General features: G+C 67.0%; 15 protein-coding genes and 1 pseudogene. 10 read left to right on the top strand and 6 right to left on the bottom strand.

All coding sequences use genetic code 11. The features are described from left to right. Positions 1–15: 15 nt before the first annotated feature. A complete protein-coding gene (locus P0Y43_RS20225; protein ID WP_275639043.1) occupies positions 16–1,524 on the bottom strand; it encodes a YdgA family protein in 1,509 nt (502 codons plus the stop codon). 397 nt (positions 1,525–1,921) lie between these two features. Here P0Y43_RS20225 and P0Y43_RS20220 point away from each other — a divergent pair, with 397 nt between their 5' ends. The 3 genes and pseudogenes from P0Y43_RS20220 to P0Y43_RS27125 all read left to right on the top strand — a co-directional run bounded on the left by P0Y43_RS20220 (position 1,922) and on the right by P0Y43_RS27125 (position 5,466). Beyond that, positions 1,922–3,274: an APC family permease gene (locus tag P0Y43_RS20220; RefSeq protein ID WP_275639042.1), complete on the top strand. Its 1,353-nt coding sequence runs from the start codon at positions 1,922–1,924 to the stop codon at positions 3,272–3,274. A 44-nt stretch (positions 3,275–3,318) separates the two neighbouring features. Then, a pseudogene (locus tag P0Y43_RS27130) lies at positions 3,319–4,608 on the top strand (HAMP domain-containing protein); the annotation flags it as partial. 102 nt (positions 4,609–4,710) lie between these two features. Further along, positions 4,711–5,466 (top strand): methyl-accepting chemotaxis protein, encoded by a 756-nt coding sequence (locus P0Y43_RS27125; protein ID WP_430540270.1) that lies wholly within the window; start codon positions 4,711–4,713, stop codon positions 5,464–5,466. Between the two features lie 40 nt (positions 5,467–5,506). On the opposite strand, the gene P0Y43_RS20210 is transcribed toward P0Y43_RS27125, so the two are convergent. Beyond that, positions 5,507–6,331: an IclR family transcriptional regulator gene (locus P0Y43_RS20210; protein WP_275639040.1), complete on the bottom strand. Its 825-nt coding sequence runs from the start codon at positions 6,329–6,331 to the stop codon at positions 5,507–5,509. Between the two features lie 237 nt (positions 6,332–6,568). Between P0Y43_RS20210 and P0Y43_RS20205 the strand changes: the two genes are divergently transcribed. From P0Y43_RS20205 to P0Y43_RS20175, 7 genes are read left to right on the top strand one after another with little or no spacing between them, the layout of a single operon-like run. Continuing rightward, positions 6,569–7,594: an ABC transporter ATP-binding protein gene (locus P0Y43_RS20205; RefSeq protein ID WP_275639039.1), complete on the top strand. Its 1,026-nt coding sequence runs from the start codon at positions 6,569–6,571 to the stop codon at positions 7,592–7,594. After that, positions 7,591–8,481 (top strand): ABC transporter permease, encoded by an 891-nt coding sequence (locus tag P0Y43_RS20200; RefSeq protein ID WP_275639038.1) that lies wholly within the window; start codon positions 7,591–7,593, stop codon positions 8,479–8,481. The genes P0Y43_RS20205 and P0Y43_RS20200 overlap by 4 nt, the downstream gene beginning before the upstream one ends. A gap of 3 nt (positions 8,482–8,484) precedes the next feature. Continuing rightward, the gene (locus P0Y43_RS20195) at positions 8,485–9,279 is read left to right on the top strand and encodes an ABC transporter permease (protein ID WP_275639037.1); all 795 of its coding nucleotides are present in this window, start codon (positions 8,485–8,487) and stop codon (positions 9,277–9,279) included. Between the two features lies 1 nt (position 9,280). Next, the gene (locus tag P0Y43_RS20190; protein ID WP_275639036.1) at positions 9,281–9,571 is read left to right on the top strand and encodes a (2Fe-2S)-binding protein; all 291 of its coding nucleotides are present in this window, start codon (positions 9,281–9,283) and stop codon (positions 9,569–9,571) included. After that, entirely contained in the window at positions 9,568–10,923 is a 1,356-nt protein-coding gene (locus tag P0Y43_RS20185) for an NAD(P)/FAD-dependent oxidoreductase (protein WP_275639035.1), read from the top strand. The genes P0Y43_RS20190 and P0Y43_RS20185 overlap by 4 nt, the downstream gene beginning before the upstream one ends. Then, entirely contained in the window at positions 10,920–12,056 is a 1,137-nt protein-coding gene (locus P0Y43_RS20180) for an NAD(P)/FAD-dependent oxidoreductase (RefSeq protein ID WP_275639034.1), read from the top strand. Before P0Y43_RS20185 ends, P0Y43_RS20180 begins: the two co-directional genes overlap by 4 nt. Positions 12,057–12,071: 15 nt before the next feature. Then, positions 12,072–13,127 (top strand): ABC transporter substrate-binding protein, encoded by a 1,056-nt coding sequence (locus P0Y43_RS20175; protein WP_275639033.1) that lies wholly within the window; start codon positions 12,072–12,074, stop codon positions 13,125–13,127. 55 nt (positions 13,128–13,182) lie between these two features. On the opposite strand, the gene P0Y43_RS20170 is transcribed toward P0Y43_RS20175, so the two are convergent. The 4 genes from P0Y43_RS20170 to P0Y43_RS20155 form a co-directional block, all read right to left on the bottom strand. Continuing rightward, positions 13,183–14,349: an N-acetylmuramoyl-L-alanine amidase gene (locus P0Y43_RS20170; RefSeq protein WP_275639032.1), complete on the bottom strand. Its 1,167-nt coding sequence runs from the start codon at positions 14,347–14,349 to the stop codon at positions 13,183–13,185. 313 nt (positions 14,350–14,662) lie between these two features. Continuing rightward, the gene (locus P0Y43_RS20165; RefSeq protein ID WP_275639031.1) at positions 14,663–16,351 is read right to left on the bottom strand and encodes an MBL fold metallo-hydrolase; all 1,689 of its coding nucleotides are present in this window, start codon (positions 16,349–16,351) and stop codon (positions 14,663–14,665) included. Positions 16,352–16,447: 96 nt separating this feature from the next. Further along, positions 16,448–18,124: a cyclic peptide export ABC transporter gene (locus P0Y43_RS20160; RefSeq protein WP_275639030.1), complete on the bottom strand. Its 1,677-nt coding sequence runs from the start codon at positions 18,122–18,124 to the stop codon at positions 16,448–16,450. A 164-nt stretch (positions 18,125–18,288) separates the two neighbouring features. Next, positions 18,289–25,107, bottom strand: a complete 6,819-nt coding sequence (locus tag P0Y43_RS20155) for a non-ribosomal peptide synthetase (RefSeq protein WP_275639029.1) — start codon at positions 25,105–25,107, stop codon at positions 18,289–18,291.

Raw genomic sequence — 25,107 nt, 5'->3', positions numbered from 1 at the left:
GGCCGACGCGCTACGTCAGCCCTGCGGCGACAGCGCCGCCAGGCGCATGCTCAGGAGCACGGCGAACTCCTCGACAGTCAGCTTCTTGCCATTGAAATCGACCATGCCATCGGCGTAATGCAGGCTCGACACCACGTCATTGCCCTGCACCGTGGCCATGCCGCTTTGCAGCGCCATCATGCCGAGCATCTCACCCGCCTGGCCGGACTGCATCGCGATCGCCTGGGCATCGGTCTGGCCATCGAGCAGCGCCTGCAGGGTCGCCAGGTCACCGACCATCGCCTTGGACACCGACAGCTTGCCTTGCAGCTTGCTCACCAGTTGCTTGCCCAGCTGGTCCGGTGGCAGGTCGAAGGACGCCGGGTTGGCCAGGTCGACCGCCAGGGTGAAGCGGCTCTCGCCGTTAGCGGTCTTGAACGACAGGTCTTCGACAGCCAGTTGCGGCTTGTCGGCCAGCAACTGCTGCAGGTCGGCCTGGACCTTCGCCTGCTCCTGCGGGGTCATGTCCAGGGCCGGCACTTCCTGACCCTCGGCGGCAGCGGCTTGCAGTTGCGGCAGCTTGGTCTGGTACCACTCGATCAGCGACTGCATGGCCGGAATGTTCAGCGACTTCATGGTCAGCACCATCTGCCCGCTGCCCACGGCACGGCCAGCGTAGGTGATGTCCGAGACCTTGTAGGCCAGGCGACCGCCCAGCTTGTTTTCGCCTTCGGCGCTGTACAGGCTGTTCTGCTCCAGCCCCTTGAGCACCAGCACTTCCTGCTTCGGCCCGAGGGTGACCTGGGTTTCGCCCAGGTAGAGGTCGAGGTGGCCGACGTAGACCATGTCATGGCCGGTGCTGGCCAGCTCGCCGCCCATCTTGAAGCCGCCCAGGTCGAGCTTCACCGGTGGCTGGTCGTCGCTGACCAGGTTCATCACCAGCTTGTCGGCGGTCGCGTGGATCTTCACCGCCTTGCCTTCGCGGTCGCCGCTGAGCAGCAACTGCATGCCGGTGAAGTCCAGGGTATTGCCGTTGTCTTCCTTGAGGGTGACCGGCGCCAGGCGGATATCGCTGTCGACACTGCCGTCGTAGCCGAGGCTGACCTGACCGGTGACCGGCGCCTTGTCGCCGGCGGCGGCGAACCAGGGCGCGGTGAAGTCATCCTTCTGCAAGGCGCTGTTGCTGGTGGCCAGCACCGGCATCAGCTTGCCCGCCTTGACCCGCGACCAGGGGAACGGGCCATGTTCGATGTCGTCGAGCACGCCCACTTCGAAGTTCAGCGACTCGCTTTCGCCCACCTGGATGTCCTTGGCCTTCAGGCGGTATTGCGCGGTGCTGGTGAAGAGGCGCTGGTCGAGCGAAACCAGCTCGATGGTCATGCTGCCGCCGGTGCCGACCAGGGCCTTCTTGAGTTCCTCGTTACCGCGCGCGACAGAGCGCTCCAGTTCACCAGGCAGCTGCTTGCCGGTGTACCAGGCGCCAGCGGTGGTTGCGACGGCGATGGCGATGGCCAGGCCGGAAAGGATGCCTACTGATTTCTTCATGAATAGAACCGATTGCTGTCCGTAGTGATGGGCCGCAGCCATCGCCGCGCCCAGGGCCGGCAAGGGTAGCACTGTTGCTTGCCGTGTGGCGTCGCCACAGGCCGACGAGGTCTTGGGCAATCGCGTCACCCGTTAATTTTTTAAAACACGAAAATCGATAAACGGTGCAACTCTGCGCAAAAAAAAGCCAAAAAAGGCAATAGTTATCGATAAAAATTACGAATCAGTAACATCTTGTCATGTTTAACTTGACACACATCAGGGCATCGTTTTTTATTTTCATCACCCACCCCGCTCCAACAATAAAAGGTGAACAACATGGAGCCCGCCCGCTCGCCCATGCCGTCCGCGCAATACCCTTCGCCCGCCGTTTCCGCCCAGCAGGAGCCTTGCCAGCATGCAGCCTGACCACAGCGCCCCTGGCACCGGCCAACTGCAGAAAACCCTGCGCCTGTGGCACGTGATCATCATCGGCCTGGCCTATCTCACGCCGATGACCGTGTTCGACACCTTCGGCATCGTTTCCGGCATCACCGCCGGGCACGTGCCCAGCGCCTACATCCTGGCGCTGGCTGGCATCCTGTTCACCGCACTGAGCTACGGCATCCTGGTCCGCCGCTTCCCGCAGTCCGGCTCGGCGTACACCTACACCCAGCGCGCCATCAACCCGCACGTGGGCTTCCTGGTCGGCTGGTCGTCGCTGCTGGACTACCTGCTGCTGCCGATGGTCAATGCCCTGCTCGCCAAGCTCTACCTCTCGGCGATGTTCCCCGAGGTGCCGGAGTGGGCCTGGGTGGTCGGCTTCGTCACGCTGGTCAGCCTGATCAACGTGCGCAGCGTGAAGCTGGTGGCGCACTTCAACCTGCTGTTCGTCGGCGTGCAGGTGGCGATCATCGCGGTGTTCATCTACCTGTGCATACGCGGCCTGAACCAGGGCGAAGGGCTGGGCACCGCCTGGAGCCTGGCGCCGTTCGCCGACGAGCATACCCAGCTCAACGCCCTGGCCGCCGGTGCGACCATCCTGTGCTTCTCGTTCCTGGGCTTCGATGCGGTGACCTGCTTGTCGGAGGAGACCCGCAACCCAGCCCGCACCATCCCGCTGGCGATCTTCCTGACCGCGCTGATCGGCGGCCTGATCTTCATCACCGTGTCCTACTTCATCCAGGCCTATTTCCCAACCATGGCGCGCTTCCACGACCAGGAGGCGGCCCTGCCGGAAATCGCCTTGTACGTTGGCGGCAAGCTGTTCCAGTCGATCTTCATCGCCTGCACGGTGATCAACACCATCGCCTCGGGCCTGGCCTCGCAAACCAGCGTATCGCGCCTGTTGTACGTGATGGGCCGGGACAACGTGATCCCGGCGCGGGTGTTCGCCCGCCTGCACCCGCGCTACAAGACCCCCGTGGTGAACATCCTGGTGGTCGGGTTGATTTCGCTGTCGGCGATCTTCTTCGACCTGGTCACCGCCACCTCGATCATCAACTTCGGCGCACTGGTGGCCTTTAGCTTCGTCAACCTGTCGGTGATCAACCACTGCTACCTGCGCGAAGGCAATCGCCAAGGGCTGGCCAACCACCTGAAGTACCTGGTGCTGCCGACCATCGGCCTGTGCATCATCGTCTCGCTGTGGCTCGACCTGAACGGCCACTCGCTGCTGTTCGGGGGTGTCTGGGCAGCGCTAGGCGCGCTCTACCTGGCCTGGATGACCAAGGCCTTCCGCGTGGCCCCGCCCAGCTACGCCGCCGAATGAACCACCCTGCCGACAACGCCCGCGCCTGAACGCGGGCGTTGTCCATGATCGAGAAGGAAAGCCCCATGTCGCTGCGCCGCCTCTCCATCCAGTGGAAGATCACCCTGCTCGCCGGCCTGTGCCTGCTGGCGATCGTCGCCGTGCTGGTGGTTACCTCGCTGACCCAGTCGCGGCGCAGCGCCGAGCAGGTGTTCAAGGCCAACACCGAGTTGCTCGACCACAGCGCGCGCCTGCGTTTGCAGGCCCACGCCGAGACCCAGGCGCTGCGCATCCAGCGCTACTTCATGGACGCCTACCAGTACGGCAACGGCTTCGCCCGCCTGGTGCAGGTGCTCAAGGCGCGCGGCGGCGACGACCTGCGCGCGGCGCTGAACACCCAGGCCGAAGCCGCCCTGGCCGGCAACCCCGACCTGATCGGCCTGTACCTGGTGTTCCAGCCCGACGCCCTCGACCAGCAGGACGCCCGCTTCGCCGGCAATACCGAGTTGGGCAGCAACGAGAGCGGACGCTTCTCGCTGTACTGGTCGCAGCCCAGCGTCGGCCAGCTGGAGCACGAGGCCATGCCCGAGTCGATGCTCGCCGACACCCGCCTCGGCGCCAACGGCTCGCCCTATAACCGCTGGCTGACCTGCCCGCAGGAAACCGCCAAGGCCTGCGTGCTCGACCCGTACTTCGACGAGGTCAACGGCCAGCAGGTACTGATGACCAGCATCGCCCTGCCGTTGCTGGAAAACGGCAAGGTGGTCGGCGTGGTCGGCCTGGACATCGGCCTGGACAACCTCCAGCAACTGAGCCTGGACGGGCGCAAGGAGCTGTTCGACGGCCAGGGCCAGGTCAGCATCGTCAGCCCCGTCGGCCTGCTGGCCGGGCACAGCCAGGATGCCAGCCAGCTGAGCAAGCCCTTGGAACAGGCCCTCGGCCCCCGGGCCCAGGCGCTGCTGGCGCCGATGCGCGCCGGGCAGCCGATCGAACGCCAGGAAAGCGGCCTGATGCGCGTTTCACGCCCGTTCGCGCCAATCCCTGGCGCGGCGCCCTGGCAAGTCCTGCTGGAGCTGCCGGAAGCGGTGCTGCGCGCCCCGGCGATGACCCTCAACCAGCGCCTGGCCAGCGACAACCAGCAGGCCAACGTCCACAGCCTGTCGATTGGCCTGGGCGCCGCGGTGCTCGGCTTGCTGCTGGTGTGGCTGATGGCCCGTGGCGTGACCCGGCCGATCCTGGCGGTGGCCGCGCGCCTGCAAGACATCGCCAGCGGCGAAGGCGACCTGACCCGGCGCCTGGATCACACCCGCGAGGATGAACTGGGCCTGCTCAGCGGCTGGTTCAATCGCTTCCTCGACAAACTCCAGCCGGTGATCGCCCAGGTCAAGGGCTCGCTGCACGAGGCCCGTGGCACCGCCGACCAGTCCGCCGCCATCGCCAGCCAGACCAGCGCCGGCATGCAGCAGCAACACCGCGAGATCGAGCAAGTCGCCACCGCCGCCAACGAGATGAGCGCCACCGCCCAGGACGTGGCGCACAACGCCGCGCAGGCCGCCGAAGCCGCGCGTGGGGCCGACCTGGCCAGCGAAGAGGGCCTGCAACTGGTGGCCTCGACCCGCGAGGCCATCGACCGCCTGGCCGCCGGCATGGATGCGGCGATGGACGAGGCGCGCTCGCTGGCCGGGCGCAGCGAGCAGATCGGTTCGGTGCTGGAGGTCATCCGCGCGATCGCCGAGCAGACCAACCTGCTGGCGCTCAACGCCGCCATCGAAGCGGCCCGGGCCGGCGAGGCCGGGCGCGGCTTCGCCGTGGTCGCCGACGAGGTGCGCAACCTGGCCCAGCGCACGCAGGTGTCGGTGGAGGAGATTCGCCAGGTGATCGAGGGCTTGCAGCAAGGCACCCGCGACGTGGTCGGCGCCATGCACGAGGGCCAGCGCCAGGCCAAGGACAGCGCCACGCGCATGGAGCAGGCGCTGCCGGCATTGCAGCGCATTGGCGAGGCGGTGGCGGTGATCAGCGACATGAACCTGCAGATCGCCTCGGCGGCCGAAGAGCAGAGCGCGGTGGCCGAGGAGGTGAACCGCAACGTGGCGGGGATTCGTGACGTGACCGAGTCGTTGTCGGGGCAGGCCGAGGAATCGGCGCGGATCAGCCAGGCGTTGAACCGGCTGGCCAACCAGCAACAGGCGTTGATGGAGCAGTTCCGTACCTGACACCGCGCCCCGCGATAGGGCCCGCCCGAACACCGCACCTCTACTCGCCGAACACCCGCGTCGGATGCCGTAGCGTCGGGTCGAACGGGTTGATCTTCGGCCCGATCGCCGCCGTCTCGCGCTTGAGCAATTCCACCACCATCGGCAACCGCTCCGGCCCCAGCCGGTCGCTGATGGTCGCCACGCTCAACGCCGCCACCGCATGCCCGTTGCCATCCAGAATCGGCACCGCCAAGCCGGCCATCCCCGGCAACACCCCGGTATTGCGCGCGGCATAACCCAGGCGCCGCACGTTATCCACCTCGGCGCGCAGGAACACTTCGTCGTACAGGTGGAAATCCCGCAGCCGCGGCAGGTTGTGGCGGATCACCGTCTCGCGCTCCTCCTCCGGCAGGAACGCCAGGATCGCCAGACTCCCCTGCCCCACGCCCAAGGCCACGCGCCCACCGATGTCGCCGGTGAAGGTGCGGATCGGGTACGGCCCCTCGCTGCGGTCCAGGCACACCGCGTCGAACCCCGTGCGCGCCAGCAGGAACAGCGAATCACCCAGCGACGCCGACAAGCGCAACAGGCTCGGCCGCACCAGGTCGCGCAGGTTGCCGCTGTTGCCGGCCCGCGCCGCCAAGGCGAAGAACGCCAGGCTCAAGCGGTAGCGCTTGCTGCGCGCGTCCTGCTCGACCATGCCCTCCTCCACCAGGCTGCGCACCAGGCGGTGGGTGGTCGGCTGCGACAGGCCCACCTGCTCGGCCAGCTCGCTCACCCGCATGCCATCGGCCGGCGCCTCGCCCAACACCCGCAACACGGCGAACAGGCGCGACACCACACTGACCCCAGGCTCCTCGAAATTTCGTTTATCGGAATTCAATTTGCGGCATTCCTGACTTTAATTTCATTCAACGAATAAAACTGAAAATAGTACTCAACCCAGTGAAATTCTCCATTGAGGCCATCCTAGTCTTGGGCCTACTCTGCGTCCACCGGGATAAATCGAACAACACGCCGGTGGCCTTGCCCGGCAAGGCCCGCAGCCGATTTCCCGCTTCGCCTCTGCCCCAACAACAAGCGCGCAAGCACGCGCCATAAAGACAGGTGGAACGCAGCCATGGCCTTTCTGCACCTCGAAAACCTCTCCAAACGCTATGGCGCCATCGACGCCGTGGCCGCCACCAACCTTGCCATCGAAAAAGGCGAGTTCGTCTCACTGCTCGGCCCCTCCGGCTGCGGCAAGACCACGACCCTGCAAATGATCGCCGGCTTCGTCGAGGTCAGCGCCGGGCGCATTCTCCTCGATGGCCGCGACATCACCCATGCCAAGCCCAGCAGCCGTGGCCTGGGCGTGGTGTTCCAGAGCTACGCGCTGTTCCCGCACATGACCGTGGCCGACAACGTCGCCTTCGGCCTGCGCATGCGCAAGCAGCCGCAAGCCGAGATCCAACGCAAGGTCACCGAAGTGTTGGCCCTGGTGCGCCTGGACCAGCACGCCGAGCGCTACCCTCGCGAGCTTTCCGGTGGCCAGCGCCAGCGCGTGGCCCTGGCCCGGGCGCTGGTGATCGAGCCGCCGGTGCTGCTGCTCGACGAGCCGCTGTCGAACCTCGACGCCAACCTGCGCGAGGAGATGCAGTTCGAGATCCGCCGCATCCAGAGCGCGGTCGGCATCACCACGCTGATGGTCACCCACGACCAGGCCGAGGCGCTGTCGATCAGCGACCGCGTGGTGGTGATGCAGGCCGGGCGCGTCACCCAGGTCGACGAGCCGTACCGCCTCTACGAACACCCGCGCACGCGTTTCATCTCCGACTTCGTCGGCAAGGCCAACCTGTTGCCCGGCAGCCTCGACGGCGATGGCCGCCCACAGGTGCACGGCGCCCGCGAGGCCAGCCTGACTCTGAGCCTGCGCCCGGAGAAGATCGACTTGCTCGGCGCCGGCCACGGCCGCCTGCAAGGGCGCATCCTGACCCGCTACTTCCTCGGCAGCCAGTGGCTGTACCGCATCGGCACCTCGCTGGGCGAAGTCACCGTGGTGCGCCGCAACGACGGCAGCGCGCCGCTGGGCGAAGGCCTGGACGTGGGCCTGGACTGGCAACCGGAACTGCTGCGCGTGCTGGCCAGCGACGAGGTGGGCGCATGAACGCCATCGCCGCCCCCACTGCGCGGCGCGCCAAGCCGCGCCGCGACCTGCGTGGCTACCTGCTGTCGGCCCCGGCACTGGCGCTGTTCGCCGCCCTGCTGGTGCTGCCGCTGCTGCTGACCCTGGTGCTGTCGTTCAACGTGTTCGACTACGAGGTGGGCATCCGCGGCGATGCCTGGACCCTGGAGCACTACATCGCCCTGCTGGGCGACAGCTACTTCCTCGAGATCTTCTGGCGCACCTTCTGGATCAGCGCCCTGGTGACCCTGCTGTGCGTGGTGATCGGCGTGCCCGAGGCGTACATCCTCAGCCGCATGGGCACGCCCTGGCGCTCGATGTTCCTGGTGGTGATCCTCACCCCGCTGCTGATCTCGGTGGTGGTGCGGGCCTTTGGCTGGAGCCTGCTGCTGGGCGCCGACGGGCTGGTCAACCATGCCATCGCGGCCTTGGGCGGCACGCCGGTGAAGCTGCTGTACACGCCGTTCGCGGTGATCGTCGCGCTGGTCCACGTGATGTTGCCGTTCATGATCATCCCGGTGTGGACCTCGCTGCAGAAGCTCGACCCAGCCGCCGAGCAGGCCGCGCTGTCGCTGGGCGCCAGCCAGGCCCAGGTGATGCGCCTGGTGGTGCTGCCGCAGGTCATGCCCGGGGTGCTGTCGGGCACGCTGATCGTCTTCGGCCTGGCCGCCAGCTCCTTCGCCATCCCCGGCCTGCTCGGCGGGCGGCGGCTGAAGATGGTCGCCACGCTGGTGTACGACCAGTACCTGGCCGAGCTGAACTGGCCCATGGGCGCAACCATCGCCATCGCGCTGCTGCTGGTCAACCTGCTGATCATGCTGTCGTGGAACCGCATGATCGAACGCCGCTACAAGAAATCCCTGGGGTGAATCATGTCCAAGAACGGTCCTCTGGCCTTGACCTTCCACGCGCTGGTGGTGGTCTTCATGCTCGCGCCGCTGGTGGTGGTGTGCCTGGTGGCATTCACCCCTGAGAACACCCTGAGCCTGCCCAGCGCCGGGTTCTCCCTGCGCTGGTTCGCGGCGGTGTTCGAGCGCGCGGATTTCCTCGAAGCGTTCAACAACAGCCTGCGCCTGGCGTTTCTCGCCGCCACCCTGGCGACGCTGATCGCGGTGCCGGCGGGGCTGGCGATCACGCGCTATCAGTTCCCGGGGCGGGACTTTCTCAACGTGCTGTTCCTCTCGCCGATCATCATCCCGCACCTGGTGCTGGGGGTCGCGCTGCTGCGCCTGTTCGCCCTGCTGGGGGTCAGCGGCAGCTTCACCTGGCTGGTGCTGGCGCACACGGTGGTGATCACCCCGTACGTGCTGCGCCTGGTGATCGCCGCAGCCATCGGCATCGACCGCAGCGCCGAGCAGGCCGCCGAGTCGCTGGGGGCGAGCCGGCTGACGCTGTTCCGCCAGATCACCCTGCCGATGATCCTGCCCGGCATCGCCGGCGGCTGGCTGCTGGCGTTCATCAACAGCTTCGACGAAGTGACCCTGTCGGTCTTCGTCACCTCGCCGGCGACCCAGACCCTGCCGGTGCGCATGTACGTCTACGCCACCGAATCCATCGACCCGATGATGGCCGCGGTATCCGCCCTGGTGATCGCCCTGACCGCGGTGACCATGATTCTGCTCGACCGGGTCTATGGCCTGGATCGGGTCCTGGTAGGGAAACACTGACATGGCCCTGTTCAAACGCCTGGCCGAGCGGCAACGCCCGGTGCTGGACTTCACCCTCGACGGCGAGCCGGCCAGCGGCCTGCTCGGCGACACCTTGCTGACGGCCGTTCTGACCTGCGGCCAGCACCTGCGCGGCAGCGATTTCGGTGCCGAGCCGCGCGCCGGCTTCTGCCTGATGGGTGCCTGCCAGGACTGCTGGGTGCGCCTGGGCGACGGGCGCCGCGTGCGCGCCTGCGCCACGCCCCTGGAAGCCGGCCAGCAAGTGCTGCGCGAACCGGGGCGGCGGCCATGAGCCCGGTGGTCATCGTCGGGGCCGGCCCCGCAGGCATCCGCGCCGCCCAGACCCTCGCCGCCCATGGCCTGCGCCCGCTGTTGCTCGACGAAGCCAGCCAGGGCGGCGGGCAGATCTACCGCCGCCAGCCGAGCAACTTCAGCCGCCCGCCGCGCCAGCTTTATGGCTTCGAGGCCAATAAGGCGAACGCCGTGCACAAGGCCCTGGACGCGCTCGCCGGGCACATCGACTACCGCCCCGGCACCCTGGTGTGGAACGCCGAACACGGCTGCCTCGACACCCTCGCCGAGGGGCGCATCGAGCACCTGCCTTACGAACGGCTGATCGTCGCCACCGGTGCCACCGACCGGGTATTGCCGGTGCCCGGTTGGACCTTGCCCGGGGTCTATACCCTGGGCGCAGCGCAGATCGCCCTCAAGCACCAGGGCTGCGCGATCGGCCAGCGCGTGCTGTTTTGCGGCAGCGGCCCGCTGCTGTACCTGGTCGCCTACCAGTACGCCAAGGCCGGCGCCACGGTGCTCGGCGTGCTCGACAGCGCGCCGTTCAGCGCCCAGGCCCGTGCCCTGCCCGACCTGCTGGAGCAACCCGTCACACTGGCCAAGGGCGTCTATTACCGCGCTTGGCTGCTGGCCCACGGCATCCCCGTGCACCAACACGCGACCCTGGAACGCATCGACGGCGAGCGACAGGTGCAACGCGCCGTGTGGCGCCAGGGCGAGCAGCGCCACGAAAGCGAATGCGATGCGCTGGCCTTCGCCCACGCCCTGCGCAGCGAAACCCAGCTGGCCGACCTGCTCGGCTGCGAATTCGCCTGGAACCCGCTCAACCGCGCCTGGTTGCCGCGCCGCGACGAGGCCGGGCGCAGCAGCGTCGCCAATGTGTACCTCGCTGGCGACGGCGCCGGGATCATGGGCGCCGACGCTGCCGAGATGGCCGGCGAACGCGCGGCCCTGGCGCTGCTGCAGGACATCGGCCAGCCGGTCGACAGCCAACGCTGCCGCGCCCTGGAAAAGCGCCTGACGCGCATCGAACGTTTCCGCGAAGGCCTGGAAAGCGCGTTCCCCTTTCCCGAAGGCTGGGCCGAACAGGCGCCGGACGACCTGCTGGTGTGCCGCTGCGAGGAAGTGCGCGCCGGCGAGCTACGGGCCGTGGTGCGCGAAGGCCACTGGGAGCTGAACCGGGTCAAGGCCCATTGCCGGGTCGGCATGGGCCGTTGCCAGGGGCGCATGTGCGGTGCGGCGGCGGCGGAGCTGGTCGCCCAGTGCAGCGGTCGAGCGCTGCCGGAGGTCGGCCGCCTGCGCGCCCAGGCGCCGATCAAACCCTTGCCGTTCGGTGTGGAGCCTGCGCCATGAACCTGTGGATCGAATCCGAAGTCATCGTCATGGGCGGCGGCATCGTCGGCGCCTCGGCGGCCCTCGCCCTGGCCCGTCGCGGGCGCTCGGTGACGCTGCTCGAACGCGGCTTCTGCGGCGCCCAGTCCAGTGGCGTCAACTATGGCGGCGTGCGCCGCCAGGGCCGCAGCCTGCCGCAACTGCCACTGTCGCAGCGGGCCCATGAAATCTGGGGCAACCTCAGCGCGCTGATCGGCATCGACGGCGAATACGTGCGCTCGGGGCACCTGAAGCTGGCCCGCAGCGCCGCCGACTTCGAAGCCCTGCAACGCTACGAGGCCGCCAGCCGCGACCACGGCCTGGACCTGCAACTGCTCGACCGCGCCAGCCTGCGCGCGCGCCACCCCTGGGTCGGCGAAGTGGCCGTGGGCGCCTCGTACTGCGCCGACGATGGCCACGCCAACCCGCGCCTGGTGTCGCCGGCCTTCGCCCGCGCCGCCCGCCAGCAGGGCGCGCGGGTGATCGAACAAGCGGGCGACAGCCGCGTCGAGCACGATGGCCAGCGCTTCGTCCTGCACACCGACAGCGGCCTGCGCCTGCGCGCGCCATGGCTGTTCAACTGCGCCGGGGCCTGGGCGGCGGATCTTGCCGCGCAGTTCGGCGAAGCGGTGCCGATGGAATCGGGCCACCCAGCGATGCTGGTCACCGAGCCGCTGCCCTGGGTGATGGACGCCAGCACCGGGGTCGAGGGCGGCGGCATCTACGCGCGCCAGGTGGCCCGTGGCAACTGCGTGCTCGGCGGCGGTCGCGGCTTTGCCCTCGACGACCGCCACGCGCGCCCCGGACAGGCGGCGGTGCTGGCGATCCTGCGCAACGCCGTGGCGCTCTACCCGTTTCTCGCCGGCGCCCAGGCCATTCGTACCTGGAGCGGCACCGAGGGCTACCTGCCCGACCACGAACCGGTGATCGGCCCCAGCAGCACGCAGCCAGGGCTGGTGCACGGCTTCGGCTTTGCCGGTGCCGGTTTCCAGATCGGCCCGGCGGTCGGCGAGGCGCTGGCCGAGCTGGTCTGCGACGGCGCCAGCCGCCAGCCGATCGAGGCTTTTTCCATCCGTCGTTTCCAGATTGCCCGTGATCGGGCATGCAACCCGTAGAGGAAGGTCGCTTTCATGAAGAACGTCAAACGTATCGTCTGCACCGGCTTGTCCTGCCTGTCGCTGGCCGTGCTGCTCGGCAGCCCGGCAGCACGCGCCGCCACCCCGACCCTGTACCTGGGCATGAACGGCGGCACCATGGAACGCACCTACGCCGACAAGGTGCTGCCAGCCTTCGAGCAGGCCAACAACGTCAAGGTGGTGATCGTCCCCGGCACCTCGGCGGACAACCTGGCCAAGGTCCAGGCCAACAAGGACAAGCCACAGATGCACGTGGTGCTGCTCGACGACGGCATCATGTACCGGGCCATCTCCATGGGCCTGTGCGCCAAGCTGCAACCGAGCGAGGCGCTGTCGCAGATCCCGGAAAAGGCGCGCATCAAGGAGGAAGGCGTGGCGGTGAGCCTGGGCGTCACGGGGCTGGCCTACAACGCGCGGTTGTTCAAGGAAAAGGGTTGGGCGCCACCGACCTCGTGGGCCGACCTGAGCGATGCGCGCTTCAAGGACAAGCTGGTGTTCCAGTCGCTGGCCTCCTCGACCTTCGGCCTGCATGGCTTCTTGATGTTCAACCGCTTGCAGGGCGGTGACGAAGGCAACGTCGAGCCGGGCTTCAAGGCCTGGCCGAAGACGGTCGGGCCCAACGTGCTGGAGTACATCGCCAGCTCCGCGAAGATCTCCGAGATGGTGCAAACCGACGAAGCGGCGCTGTTCCCGCTGACCCCGACCCAAGTCACCGCGCTCAAGGCCCGGGGCATTCCGGTGGAGTACGCGCAACCCAAGGAAGGCGCGGTGGTGCTGAACTTCGCCGAGTGCGTGGTGGCCAACAACGACCAGCCGGAGCTCGCGCAGAAACTCGCCGCCTACCTGCTGACCCCGCAGGCCCAGGCGCCAGCGCTGGAGGAAGGTGACCAGATCCCGTCCAACCCCAACACCCCGACCACCGAACGTACCCGTGGCCAGGTGGTGGCGATGGAGCAGTACCAGCAGACGGCGATCGCCGTGGACTGGGACCAGGTGAACCTGCAACGCCCGGCGTGGAACGCGCGCTGGAGCCGCTCGATCGAGCGCTGATCAACACCCGCGCAATCGCGGGGCAAGCCCGCAGCCAAAGGGGTAGCGTCGCACGCTAGGCGCCAGCCAGTGTCGCCAGGTAGCTGCCCTGAGGCGCGCGCTGGCGGAAGTGGCTGGCGAGGCCGGCGAAGATGGCATCGGCCACTTTGCGCTGGTGACGCGGATCCTGCAGTCGCTGGCAGTCGCGCGCATTGGACATGAAGCCGGTCTCCACCAGGATCGACGGCACCGTGGGCGACTTGAGCACGGCAAAACCTGCCTGCTCGACCCGGGCCTGGTGCAGCCCGGCCACGCCCTCCAGTTGCCCGAGCACCGCGTGCCCGAGGTCGAGGCTGGTGGACAGCGTGGCGTTCATCGACATGTCCAGCAGCACCCCGGCCACCACTGGGTCCTTGGGCGCTTGCTTGACCACGGCCGACACCCCGACGAAGTCCGCGGCGTTCTCGCGCTGCGCCATCCAGCGTGCCACGGTCGAGGTGGCGCCATGTTCGGACAAGGCGAACACCGACGCGCCAGAGGCGGTTCGACGGGGTGCGGCGTCGGCGTGCACCGAGATGAACAGGTCGGCGTTCAGCCGTTGGGCCATCTCGGCGCGCTTGCGCAGCGGGATGAACACGTCCTGGTTGCGTACCAAGCGGGCCTTGAACCCCTTTTGCGCATCGATGCGCCGGGCCAGGGCGCGAGCGATGGCCAGGGCCACGAGCTTTTCCTGTTCGCCCGCGCTGCCCACCGCCCCTGGGTCCTTCCCGCCATGACCGGCATCGATCACGATCAGCAAGTCGCGCCCCTGCGGCGCGCGGGGCGTGCCAACGGCCTTGGCGAGCGGAGGGTTGCCCAGGCGGATGGCCAGTTGCCGGTTCTTGAGGGTGGTCTTGAAATCGCTGGCGAGTGCCGGTTCCGACAGGTCGAGGACGATGCGCAAATCGCCGTTGGCCGTTGCCGCGCTACGGATGGCCCGCACTGGCGAGCCTTGCAGGGCCAGGTGCTCGAAGCGGGTCGCAAGGCCAGTGCCCGGCAGGTCGATGACCAGCCGTGGCGGTGCTTCCAAGGTGAAGGTGCGGGCCGCGACCGGGCCGCTCAGGTCCAGCAACAAGGTGCTGCCGTCGGCCCCCCGCTGCAGGCTGGCCGCGCGCACCCATTGCCCGGTGCGGGCCTGCGCGAGGCTGCCGAGCGGCAAGGCACAGCCTGCGAACAGCAAGTGGAGGAAGCGGCGTCTGTCCATCACGGTAGGCACTCACGTCAGCGGAACACGAGAAATGTTAGTGTTATAACATAGCATTTTAAAGTGCCATGCAAGCTTTCCTTGCCGCCAATCACCTGCTCTAGCGCGGGCGCGCTAGAGCAGGTCGGGAAAACATGGCGATGAAAGTACCTATCGGCCAGGTGGGTTCAGTCAACTTAGCTTCGCGCCAGGGGCGCTTTGAGTTGGCAGCTGCGCAGCAAAACGCAGACAAGACCATCAGGCGCGCCTTGCCATGAAGCCTTTCATGAACCCCTTACCTGCCGGCCGCGTGCTAACGACTGGCGTGCCAGTTTCAAGACACCACAAGCGCATCCGGTGACATGACATCGCATCCGACTTCGCCCTCGAATGTCACTTCGCGACGCAGGTAAAGCCGTTCGGCAGGGATGCCCTGGCTTTCGCAATGCTCGATGAACTTGTCGGCTTCGGTCAGCTGTGTGCTGTCCGGCGTGTACTGCAGACCCATGATGCATTTCATCCACGGCTCCTGGCCCATCGCGTAGACGAACACGCGCGACGCGACGAGCTCCGCGAGAATGTTCGAGGCACGCTCGCTGTCGGCGCCCGACAGACGTCGGGATTCGTTGTTGCGTCGGTTCACCGGCTTGGCGAGCAAGGGCTCGTAGAGCCAGTTGAGCGGTGCGCCGACGCACTCCATTCCGATGAACAAGGCGTCGATCGCGCCGACCTTGGCAGCCATTCGGCGATACATCACGGCATCGCGGCCATCGGAATCCACCAGGAACACGAATTTTCGGCCCAACAGGTTCATCAGCACGCTCTGCTTGCCATAGATGGGCAAATCCGCATGCTCGCCGGTGAACGGCAGGCTCGTGATGGTGCCGCCCGGCACCTCCACCTCGTCGTAGCAATCCACGACGATGACATTGTGAATGCCCAAGGCCTTCAAGGTCAGCTTCAGCGAAGGATCGGCGATGTTCCCGCTGTTGGTCGCAGGGACGATGAAACACTTGGCTCGATGCCGAAGCTGAATCAGCATCTCCGGGTTGAAATGATCCTGGTGCCCATGCGAGATGACCACGTAGTCGATCGAATCGGGCAGGTCATTGAACGTGAGCCGCTGCCCGTCACCCTCCTCGATGCTGACGAAGGGATCGAACAGAATCGATACATCGCGAGTCTGGAACAGCACGCAGGCGTGTCCGAAGAAGCGCATCCGGACGCCATCGCCGTCGTACTGCTGTCCTGTCCGCTCGCGCGGCGCCTCAGCGGTAAAGAACTGGCGGAAATCGGCCATGCGCTGCTCTTCCACCTCGAACTGGCGCGCGACTTCCGCCAGCGAGGCGGGATGGCTGCGCATCCGCGCCAGCATGTCGAGCCGCGCGTCCGAAAACTTCATTCGGAAGAACTGACTCGCGGGCGTCTCGATACGCGGCGTGCTCATGAAGAAATGCCGGTCGCCCTCGGCAGCCTGTTGCAGCATCACTTCCTGCGTATGGTCGGCAATACCGGATTCGTAGAGCATCGGCTCGAAGAATCGGAAGCTCGGGCGATGATGGACGTCGTACATGAACTCGACCACGCCTTGCAGCGATTCAGGCAATCGATCGTAGAACTCGTGCAGCGAATAACCCTGGGCGGCCTTTTGCAAATCGGTGTCCAGCGCGCGCACGTCCTCGGCGAGCTGAATCAGGTGCGCGCATCCGGCCTTGGTGTCGGCGATCAACCGGGCGACGCCCTCGATATCGGCCTCGTCGAGACTGACGAACGGCCCGCCGTACATGCTGGGATCGCGATTGGCCGAGATATGCACCATCGGATTGTCGACGAAGTTCTGCATCAGCGGCAGGATCCGATAATGGAGATGCAGCGCCAGCTGCACGGGTGAAATCAGATGCGACCAGGCATACCAGCGGCACACCAGCGGCTCCATCTTTACTTCGGGCTTCAAATAAACCAAATCTGACATGATCGTGTCCTGTGTGGTGATGTCGACGATCCGGCCGGCCGCGCGCTCCACATCGCGCGCTCGGGAGCGCGCGTTTGGGCGCCTGGACCGGATAGGATCGACGTGACGGGTGAATCATTACGTTGCATCGGACGGCATGCCCGTCCGTCAGTTTTCGTGGTCGTGCAATGCGTGCCATGCCGGCGGCGCTCCCGCCGCGGCGACGGCCACCGGATGCACCTCGGTGCAGCGCCCCTCCTCAAAATGCAGCCATCGGTCGGCGCACGCGAAGTACTGTTCGTCATGCGTCACCGCGATGACGGTTTTCCCCATCGCCTTCAGGCGCGGCAGCTCGGTCCGATAGAACCAGCGGCGGAACGTCGGGTCCTGGTCCGCGGCCCACTCGTCGAAGACATAGATCTGCCGGTCCTCCAGCAAGGCCACCAGATGGGCGAGCCGTTTGCGCTGCCCGGTGGACAGGTCGGTGGTCGAGAACGAGCGGCCGTCGAAATGCGTCTTGCCGTCGAGCGACAATCGTGCAAGGTGCGCCTCCACGACGCCCGCGCCTGGCGACGCCAGGCCGTACAGCGTGGGAAACAGGTAGAAATCCCAGAACACCGCGCTGAACAGGTTGCGATAGGCCGCCACATGCTCAGGCTCGATCACCGCGCCGTTCAAGCGCAGCGTGCCCTGATCGGCCAATTGCAGGCCGGTCAGCAGCTTCAGGAACGTGGACTTGCCGGAACCGTTACCGCCCGTCACGAACACGATCTCGCCTTGCCGCAGCGTCAGGTTCAGCGGCCCCACGCCAAAACCGCCGCCATCGGCGACACCGTAGGAAAACCTGACATCGTCGAGCTCGATCACTGACATCACGTCCGGTTCGGCGGTGTGCGCGACCCGCTCCGGCACCGTCGCCTCGTCCAGTTCCCGCTCCAGGCACTCGACCTGCGCCACCGCGGCATCGGCCATCGCGTAGAGCGGCAGGATGCTGACGAAATGATTGAGCGCGCCGGACAGGAAGAGGATCACCGCAACGATCTTCACCAGCAGCACGGGATCGACGGCAGCCAGGGCCGGCATGCCGAAGACGACGACGCCGATGAACGCATAGAGGATCAGCTGGATTACCACCAGATGGTCGCTCGCCATCACGTACGCAACGCGGTTGAGCCGCATGCTGTTGCTGGAGGCGTCATCGAGCTCGTCGAAGAAATCACGCTGCCGCTGCCGGTTCAGCTTCAGCTCCTTGAAGCCGCCGAGCAGATGCGCCGCCAGCCCCGTCAGCACGCTCTCGGCCGCCAGTGCCTGCCCCGCGCTGCGGGTGATCGGCCGCATCCGCGCGAAATGCAGCAGCAGGCTCAGCCCCATCACGACCATGCACAGCACCAGGGCCGTCGGCGACAGATAGGCGAGATAGACCATCGTGCAGATCAGGACGATCGCCGATTGTCCTGCCGCGATGATCGCCACCGTCGCCCCCGAAATCGTCTTCAGCAGTTTCTCCAGCGTGGCGAACGAACCGCCCTGCCTAACACGCTCGAACGAGCGCAGGCTGGCGGATCCAGACTTGTTCATCAAGCGCATGCGGATGACGTGAACCGACCGCTCGACCCGGTCGATGGTCAAGCGGGACGTGGTGCACTGGGCCACCACCAGCAGTGCGAGGCCGGCAAGCACCCAGGCCAGGGATCGCCAATGCGGCACGTCCGCAGCCTCGCCGGCCACCCGCGTGAGGATCATCAGCACCCCCGCGCTGGCCAGCCCGGCGACCGCCTGCGCAAGCAGCAGGACCAATACACCCGACAGGCCGGACTGCTCCAGCAGCAGCCTGATCATGCGCATGGCTGCCTCCCGGCGTGGCGGCCGATCACAGCCCGCCTCGCAATCGGTCGGCTTGCCGCCAGGTGGCCACGGCGCGGGAAGAACCCGGCTTGCGCATGCTGATTTTCACTGTAGCGATTCATTGAATTGACTCCGCATCGAGATTAATTTCCAAAGCCTAGGCATCACGTCGACGACGGCTCGAAGCGCGCGGACGATTCCATCCACGCGGCAGCGATCCGCTCCACATGCGGCGACTTGAGCAGGCTGAAGTGATCGGCATCCACCACGCTGACGGTCAGGTTCGGCACCCTGAGCCGCCAGGCGGCGGCGGTCCGTTGGTGATCCCGCTCGTTGTCGGCCCGCGACAGCCGCGGATCGAAGGCGAGCACCAGGCAGGCAGGACCATCGAAGCGATGAACCGGTCGGTACCTGGTGCGCAGCGCGGCCGCGAAGGTGCGGACCGGGCCACTGAGCGCGTCGACCGTGGTGCGAGCCGGCAACAGCTTGGCGCGCACCATGGCCGCCTGCAGTGCCTCCAGGGCCTGGACACCGTCCATCCGGGCCAGCATGCCGGCGTCGAGACCGAGGGACTGGCCCGACGCAATCTCCATCGCATCGACGAACTGCAGCAACGCCTCGTCGGCCGTATAGCCAGCCCCGAGAATGCCGGCATCGGCGATACCCGGCCCCTGGCTGTCGAGCAGCATCAGCGACTCGACGGGCCGGCCCGCCGCTTGGAGACGGGCCGCCATCTCGAAGGCGATCCAACCGCCAAACGAATGACCGACCAGATGGAGGGGGCCGCCGGCCGAATCGCGCGCCAGCGCGCTGAGATGGCTTGCCGCCGCTGCCTCGACACACATATGCGGCGTGAGCTTGCCGTCGACACCGCGCGGCTGGAGCCCCTGCACCAGGCATTCGCCATCCAGCGCCCTGGCAAACGGCAGGAAGCGGACCACGCTGTCGCCGGCCCCGGGAACGCACACCACACGCTCACCCTCCTCTGTCGCCGCGCCGATCGTCAGCAGCAGCGTGGGTTCCCGCTCGGCAAGTCGCCGCGGTGGCTGCTCCGACACGACCCGCAGCGCATCACTCAAGGCCTGGCCGAGTTGGGCCGGATGAGCCAATACCATCGAACGATGATCGCCGGGCAGCACAACCCGGGTCAGTTGCGACTCGGGCAGCACGCTGTCCCAGCCAAGCCAGGCGCGCTCCTGCTGCGTCTCGCCGGCCCGCCACTCGTCCCCCGCCACGAACAGGTGCAACGGCACCGGTAAGGGCGCGACCGCGTAGTGGGCCTGCGCATAGCCATGCGCCACGATGCGGTCGATGAACTCACGGATCTCGTCGTCACGGGCTTCGAGCATCTCCTGCGGCAGCAGGCCCTGACGGCGGCAAGCCTGGAGCACCGCATCAAAATCCATATCCTCGGCGAGCCAGGCCGGGTCCGCCGTCTGCGCGCACCATTCCAGCAACTGCGCACGCTGCGGCTGCGCGCTCGCTTCCCATGCCTGCTTGCCCGCGCTGACGAGCCGCGGGTGCCGGCTGTCCAGCAGGCCGACGAATTCGACCGGCTGGTCCTCGCCCACCAGTTGCAGGGCGATCTCGTAAGCGAGCACGCCACCGAACGACCAGCCGGCGATTCGATACGGGCCCTCGGCCTGCACCGTGCGCATCGCATCCTTCAGGCGCGCGGCCATCTCCTCGATGGTCCGCAGTTGCGCCATGCCCACCGGCACGGCGGCCAGCGCATAGACGGGCACCGTCTCGTCGATATGCGCCGCCAGTGACGCGGCATAGGCGTCGAGCCCGGCGAGTTCGTGCACGAGGAACAGCGGGCGCGCGGAGCCGCCGGTGCGCACTGAGACCAACGCCTCGTGCGCGGGCGGCCGAGCGATCGCCTGAGCCATCTCGGCAACCGTGGTGTGCTGAAACACGTCCGCCAGGGTCAGGCCGAAGCCGGCCTTGCCCAGCCGTGCCGTCAAATGAACCGCCTGCAATGAATGGCCGCCCAGCAGGAAGAAATCGTCATGCCGACCCACCCGCTCGACGCCGAGCACCTCGCCCCAGATCCCCGCCAGTTGCGTCTCGGTCTCGCCCTGTGGCGCGTGGTAGGCCGTGCGCACCTGCGCATCGACCGTCGGCTCGGGCAGCGCACGCCGGTCCAGCTTGCCGTTGGACGTCAGCGGCAGCGCCGCGAGATGAACAAACGCCGAGGGCAGCATGTAGGCCTGCAACCTCGCATGCAGCCGCTCCCGCAAGACGCCGGGGGCTACTGCCGTGCCGGTATACCATGCGATCAGGCGCGGTTCTCCGGTCGCGTCGGGGCGCGCCATCACGATCGCCTCTCGCACGCCCTCGCATGCGCTCAGGCTGGCCTCGATTTCGCCTGGTTCGACGCGGAAGCCGCGCAGCTTGATCTGGTTGTCATTGCGCCCGAGGTAGGCGAGATTCCCGTTGGCGAGCCAGCAGCCGATGTCGCCGGTGCGATACATACGTTGCCGGGCATCGCGGTGGAACGGATCGACGGTGAAGCTGCTGGCGCTCAGTTCGGTGAGGTTCAGATAACCCCGCGCGACGCTGGCACCGGCAACGTGGATCTCTCCCGGCGTACCGGTCGGCACCGGCTCGCCGTGCGCGTCCAGCACATACACCCGCATGTTCGCGATGGGCCGGCCGATGATCGAGTGCGCGCAGACCGGCGTCGCGTCGCGATAGTCGAAGAAGCTGGCTTCCCCGTTCACTTCGGACGACCCATAGAAATTGAGCAGGCGCGTACGCGGGTATCGCGCGGCGAACCGCTCGGCAAGTTCCGGCGCGAGCCGTTCGCCGCTGCACACCAGCGTCGCGAGCGCCTCGAGCCCATGCATGTCGCTCGCCACCAGGTGCTTGAGCAGCGAGGGCACGACCACCAGATGGTCGACGCCGCTGGCCGCCACCTGCCGGCCGAACCGCGCCACGTCTCTGACGGTTGCGTCGTCGAACGTGACCAGGCGACCGCCCGCCAGCAGCGCGCCGAGCGTCTCGGTCACCGAGTCGACAAAGCCGATACTGGTCTTGAGCGCGGTCACCGGCGCGGCGTCCAGCACGTCGCGGATAAACCACTGCAGGCGGTTGCCGAGCCCACCGATGGTCGCTTCCACGCCCTTCGGCCGACCGGTCGAACCCGAGGTATAGATCACATAGGCGAGGTGGTCCGGGCCGAGGCCTGGCACCTGCGGCGCATCGTCCGCGTACGCGGTCCATTCCTGCTGATCCAGGTCGATGACGACGTGGCCCGCCGCGATCAAATCGCGCGTAGCCGCCTCCACCAGCACGACCTTGGGCTCGCTATCCGCGAGGATGTAGGCCATCCGCTCGGGCGGATGGGCTGCATCGATCGGCACATAGGCAGCGCCGGCCTTGAGAATGCCCAGCAGGCCCGTCACCATCGACAGACCGCGCCCGGCGCACAGGGCCACGCGGTCTTCGATACCCACCCCGAGCGCCTGCAGGTGGCGAGCGAGCCGGTTGGCGCGCCGGTCGAGTTCGCGATAGGTCCAGCTGCCATCGCCGTGCACCAGGGCAACCGCATCCGGCGACTTCGCCGCCTGAGCCTCGAACAGCGCCGCGATCGTCTCACCGCGGTAGTGTGTCGAACCGGTCGCATTCCAGTTGTACAGCAGCTGCTGACGCTCCCTCTCGTCGAGCAGTGCGATACGCGCGACTTCGATGCCGTCGTCCTGGACCATGGCGCGCAGCATGCGCTCGAGGTAGCCGAGGTGGCGTTGCATCGTAGAAGGGTCGAACAAGGCCGTGGCATAGTCGAAGCTCCCGACAATGCGCCCGTCCATCTCGGCCAGCTCCAGCGCGACATCGAACTTGGCGATATCGCGGGGCGCGGCGATGCCCTCGAGCTGCGCGTCACCGAGCGACAGCGCCAGCGGATCGGTGTTCTGCCAGGTCAGCGAGGCCTGGAACAGCGGACTATGGGCCAGGCTGCGAACCGGATTGACACGCTCGACAACCTGCTCGAACGGCAGGTCCTGATGCATCTGCGCCGCCAGGCTGGCGTGCCTGACCCGCCCCAGTAGCTCGGCGACCGACGGGGCGCCCGACAGGTCCACGCGCAAGGCCAGCGTGTTCACGAAGAAGCCGATCAGGCCTTCCGTCTCGCTGCGTGTGCGATTCGCCACCGGCACGCCGACCACCACGTCATCCTGCCCCGCGAGCCTGCCGAGCACGGCAGCCCATCCCGCCTGCACGACCATGAACAGCGTCGCGCCGTGGCGCCTGGCCAGGTCTTTCAGTCCGGCGGTCAAGGCCTCGTCGAAGCACACCTCGAGCGAAGCGCCGCGATAGTCCTGGCGCGCTGGACGCGGTCGGTCGGTGGGCAGGCTCAGCAAGCCGGGAGCGCCGGCCAGAGTGGATTCCCACCATGCACCTTGTTGCTGCATCACCTGCGCGTCGAGCCAGCGGCGCTGCCAGAGCGCGTAGTCGGCGTACTGGATCGGCAGAGGCGGCAGCGAGTCCGGCTCGCTGCGGCGGCAAGCGGCGTAGAACGCGGCCAGTTCGCGCGTCAGGATGCCAAGCGACCAACCGTCCGAAATGATGTGATGCATCGTGACGAGCAACACGTGATCCTGGCCGGACAGGCGAATCAGCCGGCCGCGGATCAGCGGCCCGTGCGTCAGGTCAAAGGCGGCGCTCGCTTCCTCGCCGGCCATCCCGGCAATACGCGATTCGCGATCGGGGTCGTCGCTCAGATCCTGATGCGCGAGGGAGAAGCCCGCATCCGACGGCGCGATGCACTGCCACGCTTCGCCGTCATGCATGACGAAGCGGGTGCGCAATGCCTCGTGACGCGCCACGATCCGGTCCAGCGCTTCGTGCAACGCGACGACGTCGAGTTCCCCACGCAAGCGCAAGCCTGCGCAGATGTGGTACGCGGCGGAACCGCCTTCCATCTGCGCGAGGAACCACAGGCGCTGCTGCGCGAACGACAAGGGCGCCAGGTCGTCGCGACTGACCGCCGCAATCGCAGGCAACTGGCTGCTCGCGGCCTCCGAGACGGTTTGCGCCATCGCCGCGAGGCGCGGACGAGCAAACAGCTTGCCAAGTTCGACCTCGACGCCAAGCTGGCGACGTACCTGGGAGATCAACTGCACCACCTTCAGCGACTGGCCGCCCAGATGGAAGAAGTCGTCGTCGCGACCGACGCGTTCAACACCCAGTAGCTGCGACCAGATGCCCGCCAGCGTCGTTTCGAGCGGCCCCACCGGGGCCTCATACGCGTGCGCGTCGAATGCATCGGCGCCGGGCGCCGGCAACGCGCCGCGGTCGAGCTTGCCGTTCGGCGTCAGCGGCAGCGCATCCAGCCGAACATAGGCCACTGGCAGCATGTATTCCGGCAAATTGGCCTGCAGGATGTCGCGCAACGCGCCGGTCTCGGGAATTGACTCGCCCGTGAGATAAGCCACCAGACGCGGCTCGCCCGGTGTATCCATACGCGCCAGCACCACTGCCTCCCGAACACCCTCCACCTGCGCCAACCGCGCCTCGATCTCGCCAAGCTCGATGCGGAAACCACGCACCTTCACCTGGTGATCGTTACGGCCCAGGTATTCGATCTCCCCTCCCGGCAGCCAACGCCCCAGGTCCCCCGTGCGGTACATCCGTCCGCCCGCGCGGAACGGATCCGTCAGGAAACGCTCCGCCGTCAGGTCTTCACGGTTCAGGTAGCCACGCGCTACCCCAGCGCCGCCGATGTAGATCTCACCTGCCACGCCCATTGGAACGGGCTCGCCATGCGCATCCAGCAGGTAGAACTGCGTGTTGTCGATCGGACGACCGATATGCGGCAGGAACCCGCTCTCGCGGTCCATCGATACCCAGCTCGAATACGTCGTGGTTTCGGAGGGGCCATACAGGTTGTTGATGCGCCGGATCGGGGTCTGTGCGAACACCTGTTCGACCAGTTCGCGCCTGAGCGCCTCGCCGGCGACATTGACCGTGCCGACCTCGTCCAGCGCACGGCCCTCGTCGAGCAGCGCTTTGAGTGCCGACGGCACGGTGTTGACCAGGCTCACGCCGAGACTACCGGCACGCAGGTCGAGGACGTTGTTGACGACCACGACGCTGCCACCCGACGTCAGCGGCGCGAAGCATTCGTAGACCGCCAGGTCGAAGCTCAGCGAGGTCGAGAACAGGGTTCGTGCCAGCGTCGCCTTGTCGAAGGAGCGATGTGCCCAGTTCAGGAAATTCACGGTCTGTCGGTGCTCGATCATCACGCCCTTGGGGCGGCCGGTCGAGCCCGAGGTGTAGATCACGTAGGCCAGGTGATGCGGCTGTACAGTCACACGCGGATCATGCACCGGCTGCGAACGCCATGCCGCATCGTCCAGGTCGACGACCTGTACTCCCGCATCCTCGACCACGCCACGCGTGGCCTCGCTCACCACCAGCGCCGACGGCGTGCTGTCCTCCAGCATCCACGCCAGTCGCTCCGACGGATAGGCCGGGTCCAGTGGCACATACCCCGCGCCCGACTTCAGGATCCCGAGCAGGCCCACCACCATCCCCGCGCCACGCTCCACGCACAGCGCCACACGGTCATCCGCGCCGACGCCCAGCTCGATCAAGCGGTGCGCCAGTTGGTTGGCCTGTTCATTCAGCTCGCGATAGCTCAGCCGAACCTCGCCCGCCTCCACCGCCAGCGCATCCGGCGTGCGTGCCACCTGCGCTTCGAACATCGCGCTCACGCTCGATTCGCCCGTGTGCGCCACCTCCGTCGCGTTCCAGGCTTGCAGTACCTGCGCACGCTCCGCCTCATCCAACAACGCGACTCGGCCGACCTCTCGCTCGCCCTCGGCCGCCATCGCCTCCAGCATCCGCTCCAGGTAGCCCATGTGCCGCCGCATCGTGCTTTCGTCGAACAACGCCGTGGCGTACTCCAACACCCCGACGAGGCGTCCCTCGAGTTCCCCCAGCTCCAGCGTCAGGTCGAACTTCGCCGTGCGCAC

This window comes from Pseudomonas entomophila (genome assembly GCF_029193575.1).
GTDB lineage: Bacteria > Pseudomonadota > Gammaproteobacteria > Pseudomonadales > Pseudomonadaceae > Aquipseudomonas > Aquipseudomonas entomophila_G.
The sequence above is the reverse complement of the archived record's forward strand: the minus strand, read 5'-3'. Positions and strand labels throughout refer to the sequence as shown.

Bases quoted from the DNA above. Each gene is read 5' to 3' on its own strand.
- P0Y43_RS20175 (WP_275639033.1), top strand. From the start codon at position 12,072: ATGAAGAACGTCAAACGTATCGTCTGCACCGGCTTGTCCTGCCTGTCG.
- P0Y43_RS20170 (WP_275639032.1), bottom strand. From the start codon at position 14,349: ATGGACAGACGCCGCTTCCTCCACTTGCTGTTCGCAGGCTGTGCCTTG.
- P0Y43_RS20225 (WP_275639043.1), bottom strand. From the start codon at position 1,524: ATGAAGAAATCAGTAGGCATCCTTTCCGGCCTGGCCATCGCCATCGCC.
- P0Y43_RS20180 (WP_275639034.1), top strand. From the start codon at position 10,920: ATGAACCTGTGGATCGAATCCGAAGTCATCGTCATGGGCGGCGGCATC.
- P0Y43_RS20195 (WP_275639037.1), top strand. From the start codon at position 8,485: ATGTCCAAGAACGGTCCTCTGGCCTTGACCTTCCACGCGCTGGTGGTG.
- P0Y43_RS20200 (WP_275639038.1), top strand. From the start codon at position 7,591: ATGAACGCCATCGCCGCCCCCACTGCGCGGCGCGCCAAGCCGCGCCGC.
- P0Y43_RS27125 (WP_430540270.1), top strand. From the start codon at position 4,711: ATGCAGCAGCAACACCGCGAGATCGAGCAAGTCGCCACCGCCGCCAAC.
- P0Y43_RS20205 (WP_275639039.1), top strand. From the start codon at position 6,569: ATGGCCTTTCTGCACCTCGAAAACCTCTCCAAACGCTATGGCGCCATC.
- P0Y43_RS20160 (WP_275639030.1), bottom strand. From the start codon at position 18,124: ATGCGCATGATCAGGCTGCTGCTGGAGCAGTCCGGCCTGTCGGGTGTA.
- P0Y43_RS20190 (WP_275639036.1), top strand. From the start codon at position 9,281: ATGGCCCTGTTCAAACGCCTGGCCGAGCGGCAACGCCCGGTGCTGGAC.
- P0Y43_RS20185 (WP_275639035.1), top strand. From the start codon at position 9,568: ATGAGCCCGGTGGTCATCGTCGGGGCCGGCCCCGCAGGCATCCGCGCC.
- P0Y43_RS20220 (WP_275639042.1), top strand. From the start codon at position 1,922: ATGCAGCCTGACCACAGCGCCCCTGGCACCGGCCAACTGCAGAAAACC.